Raw genomic sequence first — 17,913 nt, forward strand, 5'->3', positions numbered from 1 at the left:
GATCGATGCACGGCCGCCAGGGTTTCCCATCGCCGTCAGAGCAGTTGAAGACAGCCACTTGAAGACGAGACCTATCATGCGGATTATTCAAGCGACCCTCGAACATCTGGATTTGTTGACCCCGTTGTTCGTCAAATATCGCGAGTTCTACGGTTCCCTGCCTTACCCGGATTCCTCCCGCGCGTTCCTCGAAAAACGCCTGCGCCGCAAAGAGTCGGTGATCTATCTGGCCCTGGCCGATGATGACGACAAGAAACTCATGGGTTTCTGTCAGCTGTATCCAAGCTTCTCCTCGCTGTCACTCAAACGCGTGTGGATCCTCAACGACATCTATGTCGCCGAAGATGCCCGACGCCAATTGGTCGCCGACAACCTGATCCGCACCGCGAAAAAAATGGCCAAGGAAACCCAGGCCGTGCGCATGCGCGTTTCCACCAGCAGCAACAACGAAGTCGCGCAGAAAACCTATGAGTCCATCGGATTCAAGGAAGACACCGAGTTCAAGAACTATGTGCTGCCGATCAGCGAAGAGCTCTGACGGCGTTGGCAGCCTGTGATGAGGGAGCAAGCTCCCTCGCCACAAAGAATGCCTACCTGACAATTGTTCACACCCCGACATTCCTCGCTACAAAACCAACACGCGTTTCATCCTTCAGACCGTATAATCCCGAGCTTTCCGGCTTGTAAGAAAAACTACACCTGCTTGTAGGCTTACACGAAGTCATCCGCACGGGCCTGCAGAGTTGGGCCATCACCACAGGTGCCTCCATGGATTTCAACCCGCTCGACCTTATCCTGCATCTCGACGTCTACCTCGATTTGCTGGTGAACAACTATGGGCCATGGATCTACGCCATCCTGTTTCTGGTGATTTTCTGTGAAACCGGTCTGGTGGTGATGCCGTTCCTGCCGGGCGACTCGCTGCTGTTCATCGCTGGCGCCGTTGCGGCTGGCGGTGGCATGGACCCGGTGCTGCTGGCCGGTCTGCTGATGCTCGCGGCAATCATGGGCGACAGCACCAACTACGTGATCGGACGAACGGCCGGGGAAAAATTGTTCAGCAATCCGAACTCGAAAATCTTCCGCCGCGACTATCTGCAGAAAACTCACGATTTCTATGACAAGCACGGCGGTAAAACCGTAACCCTCGCGCGCTTCCTGCCGATCATCCGCACCTTTGCTCCATTCGTCGCCGGCGTTGCGAGGATGCCCTACCCGCGCTTTTTCGGTTTCAGCGTCCTGGGCACCATTCTCTGGGTTGGTGGCCTGGTAACGCTGGGGTATTTCTTCGGCAATGTACCTTTCATCAAGAAGAACCTGTCGTTGCTGGTGGTCGCGATCATTCTGCTGTCGCTGGTGCCGATGATCATCGGCGTGGTTCGCAGCCGTTTCGGCGGCACCAAAGCCCAATCGCACTAAGCCTGTGTGGTCGCTCAGCGCCTGGCGGCGTCGGCGCATTCTGGCGAAGCACCCGATTGCCGACGACCTGTGGCAGCGGGTGCGCCATCACCTGAGTTTTCTTGACGGCATCACGGCCGCCGAAGACCAGTGGCTGCGCGAGGCCTGCGTCTTGTTCCTCGACGACAAACACCTGAGCGCCCTGCCCGGCGTCGAACTGCATCAGGAGCAACGCCTGCTGCTCGCCGCACAAGCGCAATTGCCGCTTCTGCACCTGGGCGACTTGAACTGGTATCAGGGCTTTCACGAGATCGTCCTCTATCCCGACGACTTCCTCAGCCCGCAGCGCCATCGCGATGCCAGCGGCGTCGAGCATGAATGGGATGGCGAACACAGCGGCGAAGCCTGGCAGCAGGGGCCGATCATTCTGGCCTGGCCTGGCGTGATGGCCAGTGGTGGCTGGGAAGGCTACAACCTGGTGATTCACGAACTGGCGCACAAACTCGACATGCTCAACGGCGATGCCAACGGCCTGCCGCCGCTGCACGCCGACATGCGCGTCAGCGACTGGGCCGAGGTGATGCAAAAGGCCTACGACGACCTCAATCTGCAACTCGATGACAACCCTGACGCCGAAACCGCCATCGATCCCCACGCCGCCGAGAACCCGGCCGAGTTCTTCGCCGTCACCAGCGAGTATTTCTTCAGCGCACCGGATCTGCTGTACGAGGCTTATCCACAGGTCTACTTGCAACTGAAGCTTTTCTACCGGCAGGATCCGTTGGGCAGGTTGCAGCAACTTCAGGCCACAGACCCGGTCTATCAGGCGCAAGACTGAGCGCCGAACGACGCTCAGTACATGGCGTAGGTTGCAGAATATGCCTATAATCGCCGCCACTTTTTGGTCAATCCGGCCAAGTGTTTTTGGTCAACTACGGGGGCAACGCCCAATGAGCTACAGCAAGATTCCGGCTGGCAAAGACCTGCCGAACGACATCTACGTCGCGATCGAGATCCCGGCCAACCACGCGCCGATCAAATACGAAATCGACAAAGACAGCGATTGCCTGTTCGTTGACCGTTTCATGGCCACCCCAATGTTCTACCCGGCCAACTACGGTTACATCCCTAACACCCTGGCTGACGACGGTGATCCCCTCGACGTGCTGGTTGTGACCCCTTACCCGGTTGCTCCAGGCTCGGTGATCCGCGCGCGTCCAGTCGGCATCCTGAACATGACCGACGACGGCGGCGGCGATGCCAAAGTCATCGCAGTGCCACACGACAAGCTGTCCCAGCTGTACGTCGACGTGAAGGAATACACTGACCTGCCTCCTCTGCTGATCCAGCAGATCGAGCACTTCTTCGCGAACTACAAAGATCTCGAAAAAGGCAAGTGGGTCAAGATCGAAGGCTGGGCCGGTGCAGACGCCGCCCGCGAAGCGATCACCAAGTCGGTTGCTGCCTACAAAGGCTAAGCGCTTGCGACCTGCGTGATGCTTGCAGAAAACCCCGGTTGATCCGGGGTTTTTTATGCGCGAGATCAGCTTCCTTAAACAGGACGTTTAAAATCCGCGCGACGCGGTTTTAACTTGTTTAATTTCCCACAAGAACGTCTTACATCCAGTCGCAAAATTCAGCCCGTTTTTGAACGCCCGGTTTATTCAAACCGCTCTGGCACGGCCGTAGACTCCGTGTTTATGAGAAAGAACACTAGCGGTCCAAGATTCAAGGCACTCCTGGAAAAAGCGAACATCTCTACCACGGGTTTCGCAAAGTTCTGGGGCACGGAAGCCCAAAATGTCCACAACTGGTACACCCGGGGCGTCCCGGCGTATCGCATGGAAGAAGTCTCACGCCTGCTGTCCGTCAACAGCGAATGGCTGAAAACCGGCGAAGGCACCAAAGAGGCGCCGAGCCTGACGCCGCCTGCCAGCAATGGCGACACCTTTGACGCCCACGCCATCCGCGGCGCGTACACCGTCATCGACCCCAACGACATCGACCTGGCGTTCTTCAAGGAAACGCCGCTCACCAAAGACTCCGGCAAAACCCACGTCATCCTCGATCCGGATCAAACCATCCGCCTGCCCCGCGCCCACCTGGACCAACTGGAAGTGCGCCACAGCGATGCCATCTGCGCCCACATGATCGGCAACAGCATGGCCGAGCGCATCGAAGACGGCTCGATACTTGCCATCGACCGCGGCCTGACCCAGGTCGTCGACGGCGAAATCTACGCCATCGAACACGACGGCATGCTGCGCATCAAATACCTGCACCGCATGCCCGGCAACGGCCTGCGCCTGCGCAGCCACAACAGCGCCGAATACCCGGACGAAGTCTTCCGCCCAGCGCAGATTGAAGAGCAGCGGATTCATATATTGGGCTGGGTGTTCTGGTGGTCGACGCTGAGCAAGAGACGGCCGGTGGTACCGTTTCTCTAACCCGAAGGCTTGCTCCTCCCCTGTAGGAGTGAGCCTGCTCGCGATGAGGCCCGGATAGACAGTACAAATCTCGGATTTTGGCCAGTCAGATCGCTCTAACCCGCACTTCACACTGGGAATCCAAAGCAAAACTCAGTATCCTGCGCCCCACATTCGCGCATCGACCCGCTCCCGCGGCTCAGATGACGCCCGACGCGGCAGACCAACGTCTGCCAAGTCTCACAGCCGGACGCAGATCCGGGTGTACATTTTGAAGGCTGGCGCGGTTTACCAAAAATGAACCAAGCCAGTCCCCGAGAAGCCGGCCACAAGCCGGCTTTTTAATGCCTACTGGAAAGTGCTCAGATCACAGCCGCTCGACACATGATAGAGCCATGAAACAGCGGCTTACGCTTTCACGGCATCAGCGCTAACGCTCGAAGGCATCCTCAGCGAGCGTTAATTTATACTCGCCCGCCGGTCAGTTCAAAAACACCCATCAGCACAGGGATGCGCCCATGTCCGTTCCAACCTACGATCAGTTCATCGAACCGATCCTACGTTTTCTCGCCTCCAAATCTGAAGGTGTACCCGCGCGGGAGGCTCACGAAGCCGCAGCAAAAACGATGCAACTGACCGAGGCACAGCGTGAAGAACAGCTCGCGAGTGGGCAGTTCACCTACAAGAACCGATCAGGCTGGGCGCACGATCGACTCAAGCGTGCCGGTCTTTCCAGCAGTGCCAAACGCGGTTATTGGAAGTTGACTGATGCGGGCGTGCAGTACGCCAAGGAGCATGCATTTCCACTGTCGGCCAAGGATGTGGAGCATTTAGCGATCGGCTACATGAATGTGAAGCTGAAAGTCGCGCCTGATGCCGAGCCACTGGATGACCAACCAAATGTGGAGCCAGATCTGGCCTCCGCTACCGAAAGCCCTGACGACCGACTGGAGCGAGCGCTAAAAGAATTGCGCGATGCCACGGCGGCCGACCTTTTGGATAACTTGCTGCAAGTCAGCCCCAACCGCTTCGAAGTGATCGTGCTGGATGTGCTTCATCGCCTGGGTTACGGCGCCAGTCGTAATGATCTGCAACGTGTCGGCGGTTCCGGTGATGCCGGCATCGACGGCATTATCTCGCTCGATAAATTGGGGCTGGAGAAGGTTTACGTTCAGGCCAAGCGCTGGCAGAACACGGTTGGCCGGCCTGAATTGCAGGCGTTCTACGGAGCGCTCGCGGGGCAAAAAGCCAAGCGCGGCGTTTTCATCACCACCTCCGGCTTTACGGCGCACGCTGTTGACTTCGCCAAATCGGTGGACGGAATTGTGTTGGTAGATGGCACGCGGCTGGTGCATCTAATGATGGATCATGAGGTGGGCGTGACATCTCGTTTGTTGCGGTTGCCGACGCTGGATCGCGATTACTTTGATGAGGAATAACGTTGAAGTTGCTGCTGTTCGAACCTTCTAGCTAAATCTCCACATTGGGCTTGTGGTCAAAAGTGATGGCACACTAGAATTACGGCGACTGTTCTACCACCCCCCACGGATCGAGGGTTACATCAGCGCGGGGCAAGGCCGGGACTGAATTCAGTTTAGGTTGATGTGCAGGTCAAGGAGACCACTATGTCGGACGCAAACATCAGGGAAAAATACTTCGTTTACCACCTCACCTCCGTTGAGAATCTGGATGGAATCTTTAAGGAAGGCCTAAAGCCTCGGGCCAGTCTGGAAAATTTCACCGACGTCGCAGACAGCGAAATCCTCAAGAAGCGCAAAGCGCTCAATCTTGATCGCTATGTGCCATTCCACTGGTTCGCTGCGAATCCGTTTGATGGGCGGGTACAGCTCAGCCGGCCCAAAGAGAAGTTCGTCCTCATCTCCGTCTTTCGATCATTTGCCAAACAAAACGATTGGAAAATTATTCCCCGGCACCCACTCGCTGATGATGCGATCCAACTGCTCGATTACAACGCAGGTTTTGAAGCAATTAATTGGGAGCTGATGAGTACTCGGGATTATCAGAACCCGGAATGCAAAAGCGTTTGCATGGCCGAATGCCTATCTCCGGAAGTGGTAAACCCCAAAAACTTTTCCAGGATTTATACACCCAACGATGAAGTCAGCTCGCTTTGTGAGGCTAAAATGCGCGTGGCAAAGCTTGCGACTCCCATCAGCGTGAATCCCGGAATGTTCTTATAAATGAACTACACCAGCCTGAATCCAGAGAAAGCTCTGATTTGGCGTATCGTCCATCGCGATAACCTGCCCTGGATTCTGGACAACGGTCTGCATTGCGCAAACTCGGAAGCACAGGCACCTCAGTACGTGAATATCGGTAGCGTCGACTTGATCGACAAGCGCCGTTCCCGTCAGGTGCCTATCGCACCGGATGGCGTTTTGGCCGATTACGTGCCCTTCTACTTCACGCCCTTCTCGGTGATGATGCAGAACATTCATTCTGGGTGGAGTGTTCAGCAACGCAGCAATGACGAGATCGTGATTCTGGTCTCAAGCCTGTATCGCGTTGAAGAGCTCGGCCTACCGTTTGTCTTCACAAACGCGCACGCCTATCCGAGTTGGACAAACTATTACAGCGATCTGGCGAATCTCGACCAGATCGATTGGTCTATCCTTCAACGGCGCGACTTCAAACGCGATCCTGATGATCCTCGCAAAATGGAGCGTTATCAGGCTGAGGCGCTGATTCACCATCACTTACCGATTACGGGACTACTGGGCATCATGTGCCACACCGATGCAATGAAAGTACGCATAGAAGCAGACGTTGCCGCTAGAGGCCTGACGTTGCCGGTTCATGCGCGCCCCAAATGGTATTTCCAATGATCAGATTTACCCAAGGCAACCTGCTGGAAGCCAAAACCGAAGCCCTCGTCAACACGGTGAATACCGTTGGCGTGATGGGCAAGGGCATCGCATTGATGTTCAAAGAACGCTTTGCGCAGAATTACCGTCTCTATGCTGCAGCGTGCAAGGCGAAGGAAGTAGAAACCGGCAAGATGCATGTGACGGCCACCAATGAGCTCGATGGCCCTCGCTGGATCGTGAACTTCCCAACCAAACGCCATTGGCGTTCTCCGTCTCAAATGGTGTGGATCACTGAAGGCTTGCATGATCTGCGTCGGTTTCTGCTTGAGAACGACGTGAAATCCGTCGCCGTCCCGCCTCTGGGTGCTGGTAACGGCGGTTTGAAGTGGCCTGAAGTCCGTGAGCAGATTGTCGAAGTGTTGGGGGACCTGGACGCTGATGTGTTGGTATTCGAGCCCTCGAACCAGTATCTGAACGTCGCCAAACGTTCGGGCGTAGAAAAGCTCACGCCAGCGCGCGCGCTTATCGCCGAACTGGTTCGTCGCTACTGGGTGTTAGGCATGGAGTGCAGTCTGCTGGAGATCCAGAAGCTGGCCTGGTTTCTTGAGCGCGCTATCGAGCAGTTGCCGGATACCGAGAACCCGCTGAATCTGAAGTTTGTCGCGCACAAATATGGGCCGTACGCCAACCGGCTGGAACATCTGCTCGATAACCTCGATGGCAGTTATCTGCACTGTGACAAACGCATCAGTGACGCTGGCATTAGCGATGTGATCTGGTTTGATCAAGAGCGCAAAGCCTTTTTGCAGACGTATCTGAAGACTGAGGCCAAGGAATACTCCCAGGCTTTAGAACGCACTGCCGAGTTGATTGACGGTTTTGAATCGCCATTCGGTATGGAGTTGTTGGCGACAGTCGATTGGTTGCTAAGCCAGGAAGGCGTGTCTGCGACCGTTCCTGCAGTGCGTGAGGCGTTGAAGCATTGGGACGGTGGCGCTGGTGCTGCTGCTCGCAAGAGCAAACTGTTTGATGATCAGGCACTTGATATTGCGCTCAAGCGCCTGACCTCCAGCAGTTTCCGACCTGAATTAGCGGCCTGAGTGATTCCCTGTTAGCCGGGGAGTTGTTCAGCAGGCCCCGCTGCACAATTCCCATCTCCCGCGGAAAGAGCAGTCCTCAGGAACGGCGAATTATGACGGGTTGAGAAAGGTGAAGTTGTCGGGGGGCAGTACGATTCTGCTGACCCTTCAGAAATTATTCCGGACACTTGGACGCATTTTATTTTTGCGGCCCTGTACCTAGTTTTTATCGGGACCTGCACCCTGGCGTATATTGCTTTCTGAAGCATTTGGTTTTCGATTGCTCCATTGCCCGGAGTTAGCCGAAGTCCACAGTTAGCCAAGCTATAAGTCCGAGAATGACTCCACAAGGAAGTTGAAATTTGATCCCCCGCATTCTGAGTTCACACCTGAAATCTGCCACCGCAACAACTCTATGCCTCTGCCTATCCGCATGCGTCGGGGTAGGCATCTCCCTCCCAGAAAAAGTCACCCTGAAAACTGACGCCTACAAAGCGCAGAGCTACCGTTCAATCACACCGCAAATAACCAGAACAGCAACATCAACACCCACCCGTGAATGGTGCGGGATCACTGTATGGGCGCTGGTTATCCCGGTGCCGTTGAAGCTGCCGGTCTGCCATTCGTACTCCGAGCAATCCTTCGGCAGTGACGAATTCGGGAGAGAGACCGTTCTGCTCAACACGAAGCAAACAGTGTCATCCCCGCTCTACGCCTGTGGCCCACTCATGGTGCTGGGGCCGATCGTTCACGGTTACCAAGGCAATGTACTGTGCGGTGTTTTTCCTAAATGATCAGGTATTTCAGGGATAACTAAACGACTTCACCAACGTCAACTCCCCCACCGCCCGCATCGGGATCAAAAAAGTCTCCATCTTCTCGCTCGGCGTCCCTTCCTCGGTAATCACCGTCACCTGCGCCGTCGTCAGCGCCTGCACCGCATCGGCTTCGCCATCTTCATCACTGCGATAACCACCACCGAAGTAATTCACATACACCAGATACTGCCCCTTGATCGGCGCCGGCATGGCGAAGATTTCCGGGCCGTAGCCGGTGGTCACGTCGACGTCCAGGCCGGCGCCGTTGTCCGCGACGCGGTTGCCGTACCAGATGTGGCCGCCGTCGGGGGTGATGAGGTGCAGGTCGAGGTCGGTGCCGTCGCTGTCCCAGGCCAGCAATACGCGCAGTTTTGGCGGGGTGGCGCCGCCGCTGGTGTTAAGGAATTGGGTGCGGTGGCGTTGCTTGCCGTCGGGGCTGCGGACTTCGACGCTGTTGCTGCCGTTGGGGAAGGAGAACGGGCGGTCGAAGCGGCCGCTGTCGTCGATTTTCAGCGGCATGCTGACGCCGTTGACGATCAGGCGACCGGGTTCATTGCTCTTGGGTGTGGCTTTGATTTCGCCGCTGATGCGTGCGGTGTTGGCCTGGCCGATCGGGGTGTTTACCGATGAGGCCGGGTAGTTGACGGTCTGGCGGAAGCTTTCGCCCTCACCTTCGGGGGCGCCGCTGCGCCAGCCGCCGATCGGGGTGTCGAGTTTGACGCTGTCGGCGGCGATGGTCGGCGATAGCGCGGTCAACGTGCAGAGCAACAGCAAGACCTGTGGATAACGGAGTGTCATGGTCTATTCCAGCAAGAGGTGACGGGCGAGCCCTTCGATGTAGGTTTCATCCTGGCCGTTGGGATGTGCTTCAAAGGCCAAGTGCAAATATTCGTGAGTCAGGTCGAGGCGATCCTGCAGGGTCAGCACGCCGCGCACGTAAATGCGCTGGCGTTCGCGGTCGACGAAGGGTCGGCCAAAAGCGAGTTTGCACACCGCGAACGTGCTGACTTCGTTGTAGCCGGTTTCGCTTTCGAGCTTCGGGCGCCAGCCGCGACGCTGCTTCTGCAGCCAGTCTTGCGCGGCGGGCAGCGCTTCGCAGGAGGCGACCGGGTTGTCCCAGCGGCTGAGGCTGGCGCGTGGATAGGCGTGCAGCAGGATTGCGTCGTAGCGTTGGCCGGCGTTGGCTTGTTCGACAGCTTGTTGCCACGCCAGTTTGTCCGGGCCGGGTTGATCGGAGTGATAGGTGACGGTACTGCCGGCCAGGACCAGATCCGCAGTCCATGCGGCGATGCTGCGCGATTCGCTGGACGCCGGACGCGGGGCGACGCGCTGGCGATTGCTGCTGTCGTCGATGCTCAGGCAGTCGCCGTTGCGTGTGGCGTTTTGCAGCAGGTAGGTGCGAATTGCCACGGCGAGGGCCTTCGCGGCTTCAGCAGGTTCGGGCTTGGCTTCGCGCTCCAAAACCCGGGCGACGTATTCTTCGCGATCCAACCTTGCGACGAGTTTGTCGTTGAGCAGAAACAGTTCACCGTCGCTGTGGATATCCAGCGCATTGCCGTTGGCGAATTCGACGCGGTAGTCGCCCTGCAGCGGGCCGGAAGTCACCGCACGGTCACCAGCCAAAACCCGCACGACCGGATAGCGCGAGAACAGGCCGACCTCAACGCAACGCCCCGTATCTGCCAGCCACGCGGCCGGTAACACCGTCGCCAGTGCAGCACCGTAATGACGCAAGACCATCTGACTGGTGCCACGCCCACCCGCCCACACAGGCGAACCGTCCGCCGTCCAACCGGCAAACCCGCCCTGCCGCGATTGCGGGTCCTGATCGCCGAGCCAGCTCCAGGTTTTCACCCGCAGGCGACCGCCGAGCTCACCGACGACATTACCGTCGGCGGCGTTCAACACCACGTCGAGCAGCACACGGCGCATCTGATCTTGAGCGGGAAGCGCAGACAAAACCTTCAGCAAGTCAGCCACAGAAACCCGCGTGGCCGGTTGCACCGACGGCAAATCCAGCAACCACGACGGCGCCTTTCGCGCCTGCCAGTAAGTGCGCCAATCGCTGGCAGCAATCCCCAGTCGCGCAGGCTCGAAATACAACCCGCACGACTTCACCAGCGCCTGATCCCGCTCGATCTTGCCGCCCGCCGAGCAGCAATAGACTTCCTCTTTCGACTGCCCGCGACATTCATAAGCCGGTTCCCGCGCGCCGGTATCCACCAGCCACGCGTAGACAAACAGCTTCCACAGACTGCCCAGTGGCGTATCCAGCGACGACGGCAACGGTTCGCGAGCGATCATCTGCGTCTGACTCAACGACAACAACTCACCCTTGTAAGCCACGCGCAACGGCTCATCCTGCGCCGTCGCCAGCGCAGGAATCACACACATCAGCAGCCACAGCAGCGGCCGGGTCATGTCAGTTGACCGTGACCTGACCGAGAGCGGCTTTCGCTTCCTGGGCCTGATGCTGCGGCGCGTACACCTGAGTGAAACGCACTGGCGGCAGATTGAACTGGCCTTTCTGCGAGAAACGCACCAGATGGCGCAGGCGCAATTCGCCGCTCAGCGCATCCACCGGCACCGCGTAAGCCAGTTGCCCCGGCTCGAAACGCGCCTTCTCCAGCGAGGTCGGCTCGGTGCCGTCCTTGCCCTGCAACTTGATGCCCCACGTGGTGCGCTCGACATCGGCGCCCGGTGGCAGCGGCACTTCGAGCATGCCGTAGCGCAGCGGCTTCGGCGCTTTGCTGGTGAGGATCACTTCGTCCAGATACAGGCTGTCGCTGGACAGCGGTTTAGTGCCGACGGGCTCCAGTTTGAAGGTGAACGCTTCGTCGCCCGGCACCAGACGCGACAGACGACGGGTGATGGTCACGGCCATTGGATCGACAGCCGGTTGCTGGGTCTGGAAGCTCAACGCTGCACGCAGCGGACGCTCCTGAGTCCCGGACACTGTCAACACGCTCGGCACCGGTGTCGCGCCCTGCCACGTCCAGTACATTTCACCGGTCGCGCCGTAATTTTTCTTCCAGCCATCGCCCGGTGTCAGCGCGATGGTCGGCGAAGCCTGGGCGATGCTGCGTTGCAGCCACGTCAGCGCCAGCGCGCGTTCGAGGGTCGATTGCTGTGGTAGCAGACGTTGCAACAACGCCGTCGCACGCGCCTGATCAAACGGTTGCAGCGACAGGTTCAGCGCCTCGGCGAACGGCTGCGAACTGACCGCCAGACGCTGTTGCGCAGCGCCGACCTGACGATTGAAGGCATCCGGCAACGCGACTTTTGCCTGGGTGGCGAGCGAAGCGGTCAAGACCCTCGCCGCCGCCAGACCGAGCGCCGAATCCGTCTCGCTCATCACCAAGCTGTCTGCGCCATCGTCCATCATCGTTTCAGCATTGCCTTCACCGGCCTTGGCCAGATCGTCCATCAAACCGCTGAGCAATGTGTTGACCGGCAAATGCATCTGTTTGGCGAACGACAGAATCAGCGCACGTTGTAGCAATGGCGTGTTCGGCGCCTGCTTGGCGTACACCTCCAGCACGCGCTGCCAGTGCTCCGGCGGCAAGGTCAGCTCCAACACCTGGCTGGCGTTCCAGTCGGCGTAATAGGCATATGCCGTGAGGAATGCATCCGGCTCACCGTCGAATCCCCACCAGGTGAAGCTCGCCGACGGCCCAGCCATTTGCACCAGTCGCAGGCGGCTGTTCTGCATGATCAGACGCAAACGATCGCGGATCTGCGGGTTCGATGCCAGCGACGGATAAGCGATGCTCAGTGGCAGCAAACGGCTGGCCGTCTGTTCGACGCCGCCATATGGATAGCTGAGCAGATCATCAAGAGCGGAACGGAACAGCGCTTGCGGGCTGTCATCCAGACGCAGACGAATGTTGGTGGCGTCTGCCGGCAGGCTCAGCGCCGTATCGCCACTGGCCACATCGAGATTCTGAGTCTGCGTCACTTGCCAGCCATCACCGGTCGCGCTCAAGCGCACGGCCAAGGCATCAGTGATTTTTCCGTCCTGTACAAGCTCCGCCGTCCACTCGCCAGAAGCTAGCGCAAATGCTGGCAGCGGCAGATAGTTGATGCCGTTGTTCAGGGTCACCAGCAGGCGTTGTTCGGCGCCAGCGTAGTGAGTGACCAGTTCAGCCTTGACCGGTTTCTCGGCCTGACTGAAAGCGAACACGCCGAGTTGCGGCTGATCGCCCTTGCGGAATTTGCTCGGCCCGCTCCACTTCAGGTACAGCGGTTTTTCCGAACGGACGAATTGCTTCTTCTGCCCGACCTGACCGTCATCGGCTATCGCCCGCGCGGTGATGCGCCAGCGGGTCAGCGAGTCCGGCATCTTGAAGGTGAAACGGGTTTTGCCATCGGCACCGGTCAGCAATTCCGGCTGCCATGCGGCGGTATCGACATCTTCACGACGCGGACGCTCCAGCACTTTCACCCCGCGTTCGCTGCGATTGGCTTTGCCCGGCGCACCGGGGCTGCCCGGCAACGCTACGTCGTAACTGATGAACGACAAACTGGCGCTGGTGCGCACATTGTTGCGGCGCGGGTGGTAGAAGAACTGGTCGATGGTCGGCGCGACTTCCGGTTGCAGCGCGTAGACCATTTCGTCGACGACACTGACGGTCAGGTGCGCCGGTACGGCTTTGCCGGCGAACTGCGTGGTCAGATCAACAGTGACGGTATCGCCCGGCAGATACACCGCTTTGTCAGTGCTGATCGCCACGTCGATCTGCGGCGCAATCACCTTGATCCCGGCGTTCTGGAAGCTGTACTGCCCGCCCTTGGTGTAGAGCACGGAAAAGGTCAGGTTCGGCGCGAAGTTGTCCTTCACCGGAATGCGCGCGCGGTATTGGGTGTCGCTGAGTTTTTCCAGTTTCAACCAGTCGCCGCCCTTGGCCAGCAGCGCGGTGGCTTCGACCTTGTCGCGTTCCAGTGACAGCAAGGCATCGCTCACCGGTTCGGGGAACGTGATCAGCGCCAGCGCTTCATCACCGGCCTTGTATTCAGGCTTGTCGAGGACGATTTCCACGGTGCCCGGCACGGCTTTGACGCCGTCGCCAGTGACCGAATGACCGGTGGCACCGAGGACACGGCCGTGTTGATCCTTCAGAGTCAGGTTGTAGGTGCCTGGACGTTCAAACGCGAGGCTGAAGCCTTTATCCGTCGCCGCGAGTTTACCTTCGCCAGTGCTCTGATCTTCCAGACGCACCCAGCTGTAGCTGCTCGGCGTGACCGCTTTGCTTTGCTCGGTGCCACCCTCGTTGGCATAGCTGAACGCGACCTTGTCGTTGACCGCACTGAAGCGTTGCGGCGCGCTCAAGCGGAAGCTCGCGGCACCACGGTCGATGAGGATTTCCTTGGTGGTCTTGACCCGATACGCCGCACCATCGCTGGCGAACACGGTGAGCATGTAGCGACTCGGTTTGTCGGCGGCCGGCAGGTCGAGGGTCGCGTTGCCTTTGCTGTCAGTGGTCAGTTCGGTGCTGGTCAATTCCACCGGGAATTGCCCGAGGTATTGCAGTTCGTTGTCGACCATCGACAATTGCTGGGCACGCAGGCTCAGGGTCAGTTTGGCGTTGGCCACCGGTTTGCCGTCCGGGTACAGCAGCACCAGACTGCCTTTGACCGGCTCGCCGGTGCGGTAATCCTGCTTGGCCAGGTTCAGCGAAATCTCGAAGTGCGGCTTGATGTATTCGGCCACACGGAAGGCGCTGCTGTAGGCCTGATCCTTGTAGTTGAAGCGAATCTCGTACCCACCCGCCACGGCGTTGTCCGGTAACTGGAAACGGCCCTGAGTACCGGCCTTCGAATCAAGTTTCAGATCGAGGTGTTGCAGTTCGGTGCCGGTGGCATCGAGCACGCTGACGCTGACATCCGCCGCACCCGGCAGCACCGAGTCGCGCGCATTCTTGAACTCGCGACCGACAATTTTCAGCGATACCCAATCCCCCGGGCGATACAGCGGCCGGTCGGTGAAAGCGTAGAGTTTGGTGTCGTAGATTTCGCTGTCGTAGTAGAAGTTCTCGGAGACGAATACACCGCCCTCCTCGTCCTCGCCAATCACGAACGAACGCTCGGGGCTGACGTGTTTCAGACGCAGCAAACCGTCCGCATCGGTGGCACCGCTGCTCATTACGCCGAGGCCGTCAGTCCACAGCACATTGACCTTCGGCACCGAACTGCCTTCGTGTTTGCGCGCGGCCCAGACCAGCAATTCATCACCGGCAATCTTGCTCACCGCCACGGTGTTGGAGACGAACACCATGGTGGTGGCGCGGTACTTGCCGATCAGCGCTTCGACCAGATACAGACCCGGTTTCAGGTTGCCCAACGGAATGTAGACGTTGCCCGGCGCGACGCTGACGAAGTCACTGGAAGACCCGGCCAGATTGACCCCGGCCGGTGGTTGAATCGGTTTGGCCTGCCACAGCGGATATCGGAACTGGCTGACCACTGGCAAACCCGGAATCAGTGCGAATTGAGGCTGTGCGTCATACGGTGTCGGTGCGGCGATGGCGTTGCCCATCTTCAGTTCCGGCACTTCTTCGGTGACCTGTTTGCGCGATTCATAGGAGAACGCACGCTGCATCACCCGACGGGATTTGCGGTACCAGTTGTCCCACAGATACGCGAGGGTGTTGGACAGGCCTTCGCCCTTGAACTGACCGTCGCTGACCACGCGATGCAGGTTCTTCTGGCGCTTGAGGAAGTCCAATGGCTTGTCGATGCGGTACACACGAATATCGGCGCCGCCGTAAGGCTCCATGCGGAAACGGCGATAGTCGCGGCCAGGTGCTTCAAGGCGCACCATCGCCTGTTCGTCGGCGGCGAAACTGCTGTCCGCCAGCAGGAAAAAGCTCTCACCGGACACTGGCGTGTAGCCGCTCGGCTCCACCGAATCTTCGGCATTAACAGTCGCCAGCGGCAGCAGCAGTGCCAGCAACAGAGGAATTTTTGCGCAGAGTCGCAACATGCGGGCACCGGTCATTGGGAGAGAAAGTTCAGTCGATAGACGCCGATGAAGTTGGGGTTGGCTGCGTCGGGTATCCATCGGGTGTCCTTCCATGTCATGAGTTGCTGCAGGCTTGCCGAACGCATGCCGTTGTCAGTGGGGGTGGTGGTGCCGGTGTGATAGGCGATGTAGCGACCCATCCAGATCATCAGGTGCTGGTCGTCGCCCTGATCGAAGAACATCAGGTCACCGGGCCGCGCCTGCGACACGTCGCGGCTGACCAGATGACTGTTGAACTGAATCAGTTTGATCGCGTTGACGTACGGCCCGACCTTGCCGCCGCCCTGCTGCCATTGCTGGGCGAGCTTGCGCTGGTCATCGCTCAGCGACAGCTCCGGCGGCAGATAGCGATTGGACAGGCCATTGCTGCGCAGCCATTTGTCGTCATGGACTTTCAGCGCTTCATTGGCGGCGAAACGCACCAGCCCGGCGCAATCCTGCTGGTACCAGCGCGGGCTCGGGCCTTGGCTCAGTTGCTCCTGGGCGATGCGCACGAACCAGGCGCGGAACACTTGGGACTGCGCCGGATCGAGCGCCGGGGCTTCCATGGCGCGAGCACCCGCGCCAAGCAACAGCGCAAGCAGGCCGAGGCTGCGAATCAGTGCCGTCACAGCGCTTTCCATTCCAGCGGCAGCCATTGCCAATGGCCGTCCGGCTCGCTGCCCTCAGGCAGGGTCAGGGCATATTTGCCATAGCCGCCGAGGGTGCGCAGTTTCGGGATCAGGTAGGTTTGCGCGGCGTTGTAGAACACCGGCTCCATGTCCTGAGGCAGGCTGTCGAGGGTTTCCTGCTGCATCAGTTGCGCCATGGAATCCGGGCCGAAATAGATCGGCATCAGCACATCTTTGGGCAGTACGTCGGCCATCGGCGGGAAGCGCTTGTCGAGGGTGCCGAGGGCTTTGTCGACCAGTTTGTCGTCGAGTGAGAACAGCAACGTCGAACCGTGACGCGCGAGGCTGACTTTCATGAAAGCCTTGCCGCTGATGGCTTCAGGATTATCGGCAGTCTTGGCGGCGTACGGGCCGAAATTGGAGCTGACCTGGCGCTGCCAGAGGTGGCTCTGGCCTTCCTGCTTCTCGACCACCGGAAAGACGTTTTCTTCGACGTTGGACTCGAAAGCGCCGACCATCGAACCGAACAGTTTGCCGAGATCGCCATCGAGTTTGCTGCTGTCGTCGTCTTTCAGACTGGCCACCAGCAACGGCGTGTAGAGCCGCGAACCGGCGTACCAACACAGCCCGGCCGCGCCGGCCACGTGTTCGGTGAGTGTCTGCGCTACGGCGTCTTCGGCACCGAGTTTCAGCAGCAACGGCTTCTGCGGTTCGGCTGCTATCGGCAGGGTCACGCAGGCACTCGCGCCCAGCGGCATGGCTTGCCAGACCGGTTTGAAATCGAAGTCCGGCTGGTTTTCCAGCTCATCCATGGCGAGGTAGCTGTGCCAGCCCTTATCGTCCATGTCGAAACGCAGGCCGGCGAAGTTCGGAATGAAGCGTTGGTAGCCCATGGCAAGAACGCTGGAGTTGACCGACAGGCGTTGTTTGATTTCAGGGGTTTTGGCAGGCAGGCCGAATGCTTCGGGGAACAGTTTTTCGCCGTTGAGCAGTGCTGCCAGCGCTTGCGAAGAGACGTGGCCCGGCTCCTCTTGGGTGCCGCTGTCAGAGTCGTAGTACTTGTTCGGATTGGAGAGCACTACCAGTTTGTCGCCGCGCGAAGCGAACAGCAGCGATTTGCTGGCGTTGTAGCTGAGCTGATACAGCGGCACCTCGTCGCTACCGATTTTGAGGTTACCCAACACGCTTAGCTGCGAATCATCCAGCGCGACCTTCGCCAACGGTTCCAGCAGCTTGGCCAGACCGCCGCGATCCATCACCAACAGGAAATCCTTCAAGCGACCATCAGCCCCCCGCCACAGCGCGACGTCCGCCGGTTGATCGAAAAGCTGTTCGATCAGGCTGTCCTGCAACTTCAGGTCATGCTCGTAGATGATCCGGCGCAGACTGCCGATCAAGCCCAGGCGATCGGCGTGGGTTTCGTAATAGAAGACGAAATCTTCGGTGAGCGTGGCCTTGAGAAACGGCACCGTCAGCAAGTCCTTGGGCAACTGGCTCAGGGAGTGCGTTTCCAGCAAGGCGTCGGGGCGGCTCAGACCGAGTTTGTCACTGGCAAGCTCTGCCGGCGGCGCCTTGGGCTTGAGCAGCAGCCAGCCAAAACCTCCCGCCACGCCGGCCACCAGGACCAATCCGATCAGCAGTGCCGGCCAGCGCCGGGAAGGTTTGCCGGCAGGTGTCGGGACGGCCGGAGAAGCAGCGTTATCACTCATGTTCACAAAACCCGAAGTTCATC

14 protein-coding genes are annotated in these 17,913 nt (G+C 58.9%); 9 read left to right on the forward strand and 5 right to left on the reverse strand.

From position 1 onward, the window contains the following. The first annotated feature begins 76 nt into the window (after nt 1-76). The 9 genes from ACA074_RS24575 (at nt 77) to darG (ending at nt 7,752) form a co-directional block, all read left to right on the forward strand. Nucleotides 77-538, forward strand: coding sequence for a GNAT family N-acetyltransferase (locus ACA074_RS24575; RefSeq protein ID WP_007910890.1), 462 nt, complete (start codon nt 77-79; stop codon nt 536-538). Nucleotides 539-768: 230 nt separating this feature from the next. After that, nucleotides 769-1,419, forward strand: coding sequence for a DedA family protein (locus ACA074_RS24580; protein ID WP_489879916.1), 651 nt, complete (start codon nt 769-771; stop codon nt 1,417-1,419). Nucleotides 1,420-1,423: 4 nt separating this feature from the next. After that, a complete protein-coding gene (locus ACA074_RS24585; RefSeq protein WP_497677954.1) occupies nt 1,424-2,236 on the forward strand; it encodes a M90 family metallopeptidase in 813 nt (270 codons plus the stop codon). 112 nt (nt 2,237-2,348) lie between these two features. Continuing rightward, nucleotides 2,349-2,876 (forward strand): inorganic diphosphatase, encoded by a 528-nt coding sequence (gene ppa / locus ACA074_RS24590; protein ID WP_003205933.1) that lies wholly within the window; start codon nt 2,349-2,351, stop codon nt 2,874-2,876. A 222-nt stretch (nt 2,877-3,098) separates the two neighbouring features. After that, a complete protein-coding gene (locus tag ACA074_RS24595) occupies nt 3,099-3,845 on the forward strand; it encodes a S24 family peptidase (RefSeq protein WP_401269062.1) in 747 nt (248 codons plus the stop codon). 497 nt (nt 3,846-4,342) lie between these two features. Next, nucleotides 4,343-5,263 carry a restriction endonuclease gene (locus ACA074_RS24600; protein WP_187678798.1) on the forward strand — a complete coding sequence of 307 codons (921 nt, stop codon included), beginning with the start codon at nt 4,343-4,345 and terminating at the stop codon, nt 5,261-5,263. A gap of 186 nt (nt 5,264-5,449) precedes the next feature. Continuing rightward, nucleotides 5,450-6,025, forward strand: a complete 576-nt coding sequence (locus ACA074_RS24605) for a DarT ssDNA thymidine ADP-ribosyltransferase family protein (protein ID WP_497677955.1) — start codon at nt 5,450-5,452, stop codon at nt 6,023-6,025. Next, nucleotides 6,026-6,670 (forward strand): type II toxin-antitoxin system toxin DNA ADP-ribosyl transferase DarT, encoded by a 645-nt coding sequence (gene darT, locus ACA074_RS24610; protein WP_187678797.1) that lies wholly within the window; start codon nt 6,026-6,028, stop codon nt 6,668-6,670. Further along, entirely contained in the window at nt 6,667-7,752 is a 1,086-nt protein-coding gene (gene darG, locus ACA074_RS24615) for a type II toxin-antitoxin system antitoxin DNA ADP-ribosyl glycohydrolase DarG (RefSeq protein ID WP_187678796.1), read from the forward strand. Before darT ends, darG begins: the two co-directional genes overlap by 4 nt. A gap of 782 nt (nt 7,753-8,534) precedes the next feature. Here darG and ACA074_RS24620 read toward each other — a convergent pair. From ACA074_RS24620 to ACA074_RS24640, 5 genes are read right to left on the reverse strand one after another with little or no spacing between them, the layout of a single operon-like run. Beyond that, complete coding sequence (locus ACA074_RS24620; RefSeq protein WP_497677956.1) at nt 8,535-9,347, reverse strand: YfaP family protein; 813 nt, start codon at nt 9,345-9,347, stop codon at nt 8,535-8,537. A gap of 3 nt (nt 9,348-9,350) precedes the next feature. Continuing rightward, nucleotides 9,351-10,970, reverse strand: a complete 1,620-nt coding sequence (locus ACA074_RS24625) for a DUF2300 domain-containing protein (RefSeq protein ID WP_497677957.1) — start codon at nt 10,968-10,970, stop codon at nt 9,351-9,353. A 1-nt stretch (nt 10,971) separates the two neighbouring features. Then, on the reverse strand, nt 10,972-15,546 hold the full coding sequence (locus ACA074_RS24630; protein ID WP_497677958.1) for an alpha-2-macroglobulin family protein: 4,575 nt from the start codon (nt 15,544-15,546) through the stop codon (nt 10,972-10,974). Then, nucleotides 15,543-16,193 (reverse strand): DUF1175 domain-containing protein, encoded by a 651-nt coding sequence (locus ACA074_RS24635; protein WP_187678839.1) that lies wholly within the window; start codon nt 16,191-16,193, stop codon nt 15,543-15,545. Before ACA074_RS24635 ends, ACA074_RS24630 begins: the two co-directional genes overlap by 4 nt. Then, on the reverse strand, nt 16,178-17,890 hold the full coding sequence (locus ACA074_RS24640) for a DUF2138 domain-containing protein (RefSeq protein ID WP_497677959.1): 1,713 nt from the start codon (nt 17,888-17,890) through the stop codon (nt 16,178-16,180). The genes ACA074_RS24635 and ACA074_RS24640 overlap by 16 nt, the downstream gene beginning before the upstream one ends. Between the last annotated feature and the right edge of the window lie 23 nt (nt 17,891-17,913).

It is taken from the genome of Pseudomonas sp. LBUM1655 (genome assembly GCF_059716085.1).

What these genes read in the sequence shown, in the direction of transcription:
- ACA074_RS24635 (WP_187678839.1), bottom strand. Translation starts at nt 16,193, where the DNA reads ATGGAAAGCGCTGTGACGGCACTGATTCGCAGCCTCGGCCTGCTTGCG.
- ACA074_RS24575 (WP_007910890.1), top strand. Translation starts at nt 77, where the DNA reads ATGCGGATTATTCAAGCGACCCTCGAACATCTGGATTTGTTGACCCCG.
- ACA074_RS24605 (WP_497677955.1), top strand. Translation starts at nt 5,450, where the DNA reads ATGTCGGACGCAAACATCAGGGAAAAATACTTCGTTTACCACCTCACC.
- darT (WP_187678797.1), top strand. Translation starts at nt 6,026, where the DNA reads ATGAACTACACCAGCCTGAATCCAGAGAAAGCTCTGATTTGGCGTATC.
- ACA074_RS24600 (WP_187678798.1), top strand. Translation starts at nt 4,343, where the DNA reads ATGTCCGTTCCAACCTACGATCAGTTCATCGAACCGATCCTACGTTTT.
- ACA074_RS24625 (WP_497677957.1), bottom strand. Translation starts at nt 10,970, where the DNA reads ATGACCCGGCCGCTGCTGTGGCTGCTGATGTGTGTGATTCCTGCGCTG.
- ACA074_RS24640 (WP_497677959.1), bottom strand. Translation starts at nt 17,890, where the DNA reads ATGAGTGATAACGCTGCTTCTCCGGCCGTCCCGACACCTGCCGGCAAA.
- ACA074_RS24595 (WP_401269062.1), top strand. Translation starts at nt 3,099, where the DNA reads ATGAGAAAGAACACTAGCGGTCCAAGATTCAAGGCACTCCTGGAAAAA.
- ppa (WP_003205933.1), top strand. Translation starts at nt 2,349, where the DNA reads ATGAGCTACAGCAAGATTCCGGCTGGCAAAGACCTGCCGAACGACATC.
- ACA074_RS24630 (WP_497677958.1), bottom strand. Translation starts at nt 15,546, where the DNA reads ATGACCGGTGCCCGCATGTTGCGACTCTGCGCAAAAATTCCTCTGTTG.
- darG (WP_187678796.1), top strand. Translation starts at nt 6,667, where the DNA reads ATGATCAGATTTACCCAAGGCAACCTGCTGGAAGCCAAAACCGAAGCC.
- ACA074_RS24620 (WP_497677956.1), bottom strand. Translation starts at nt 9,347, where the DNA reads ATGACACTCCGTTATCCACAGGTCTTGCTGTTGCTCTGCACGTTGACC.
- ACA074_RS24580 (WP_489879916.1), top strand. Translation starts at nt 769, where the DNA reads ATGGATTTCAACCCGCTCGACCTTATCCTGCATCTCGACGTCTACCTC.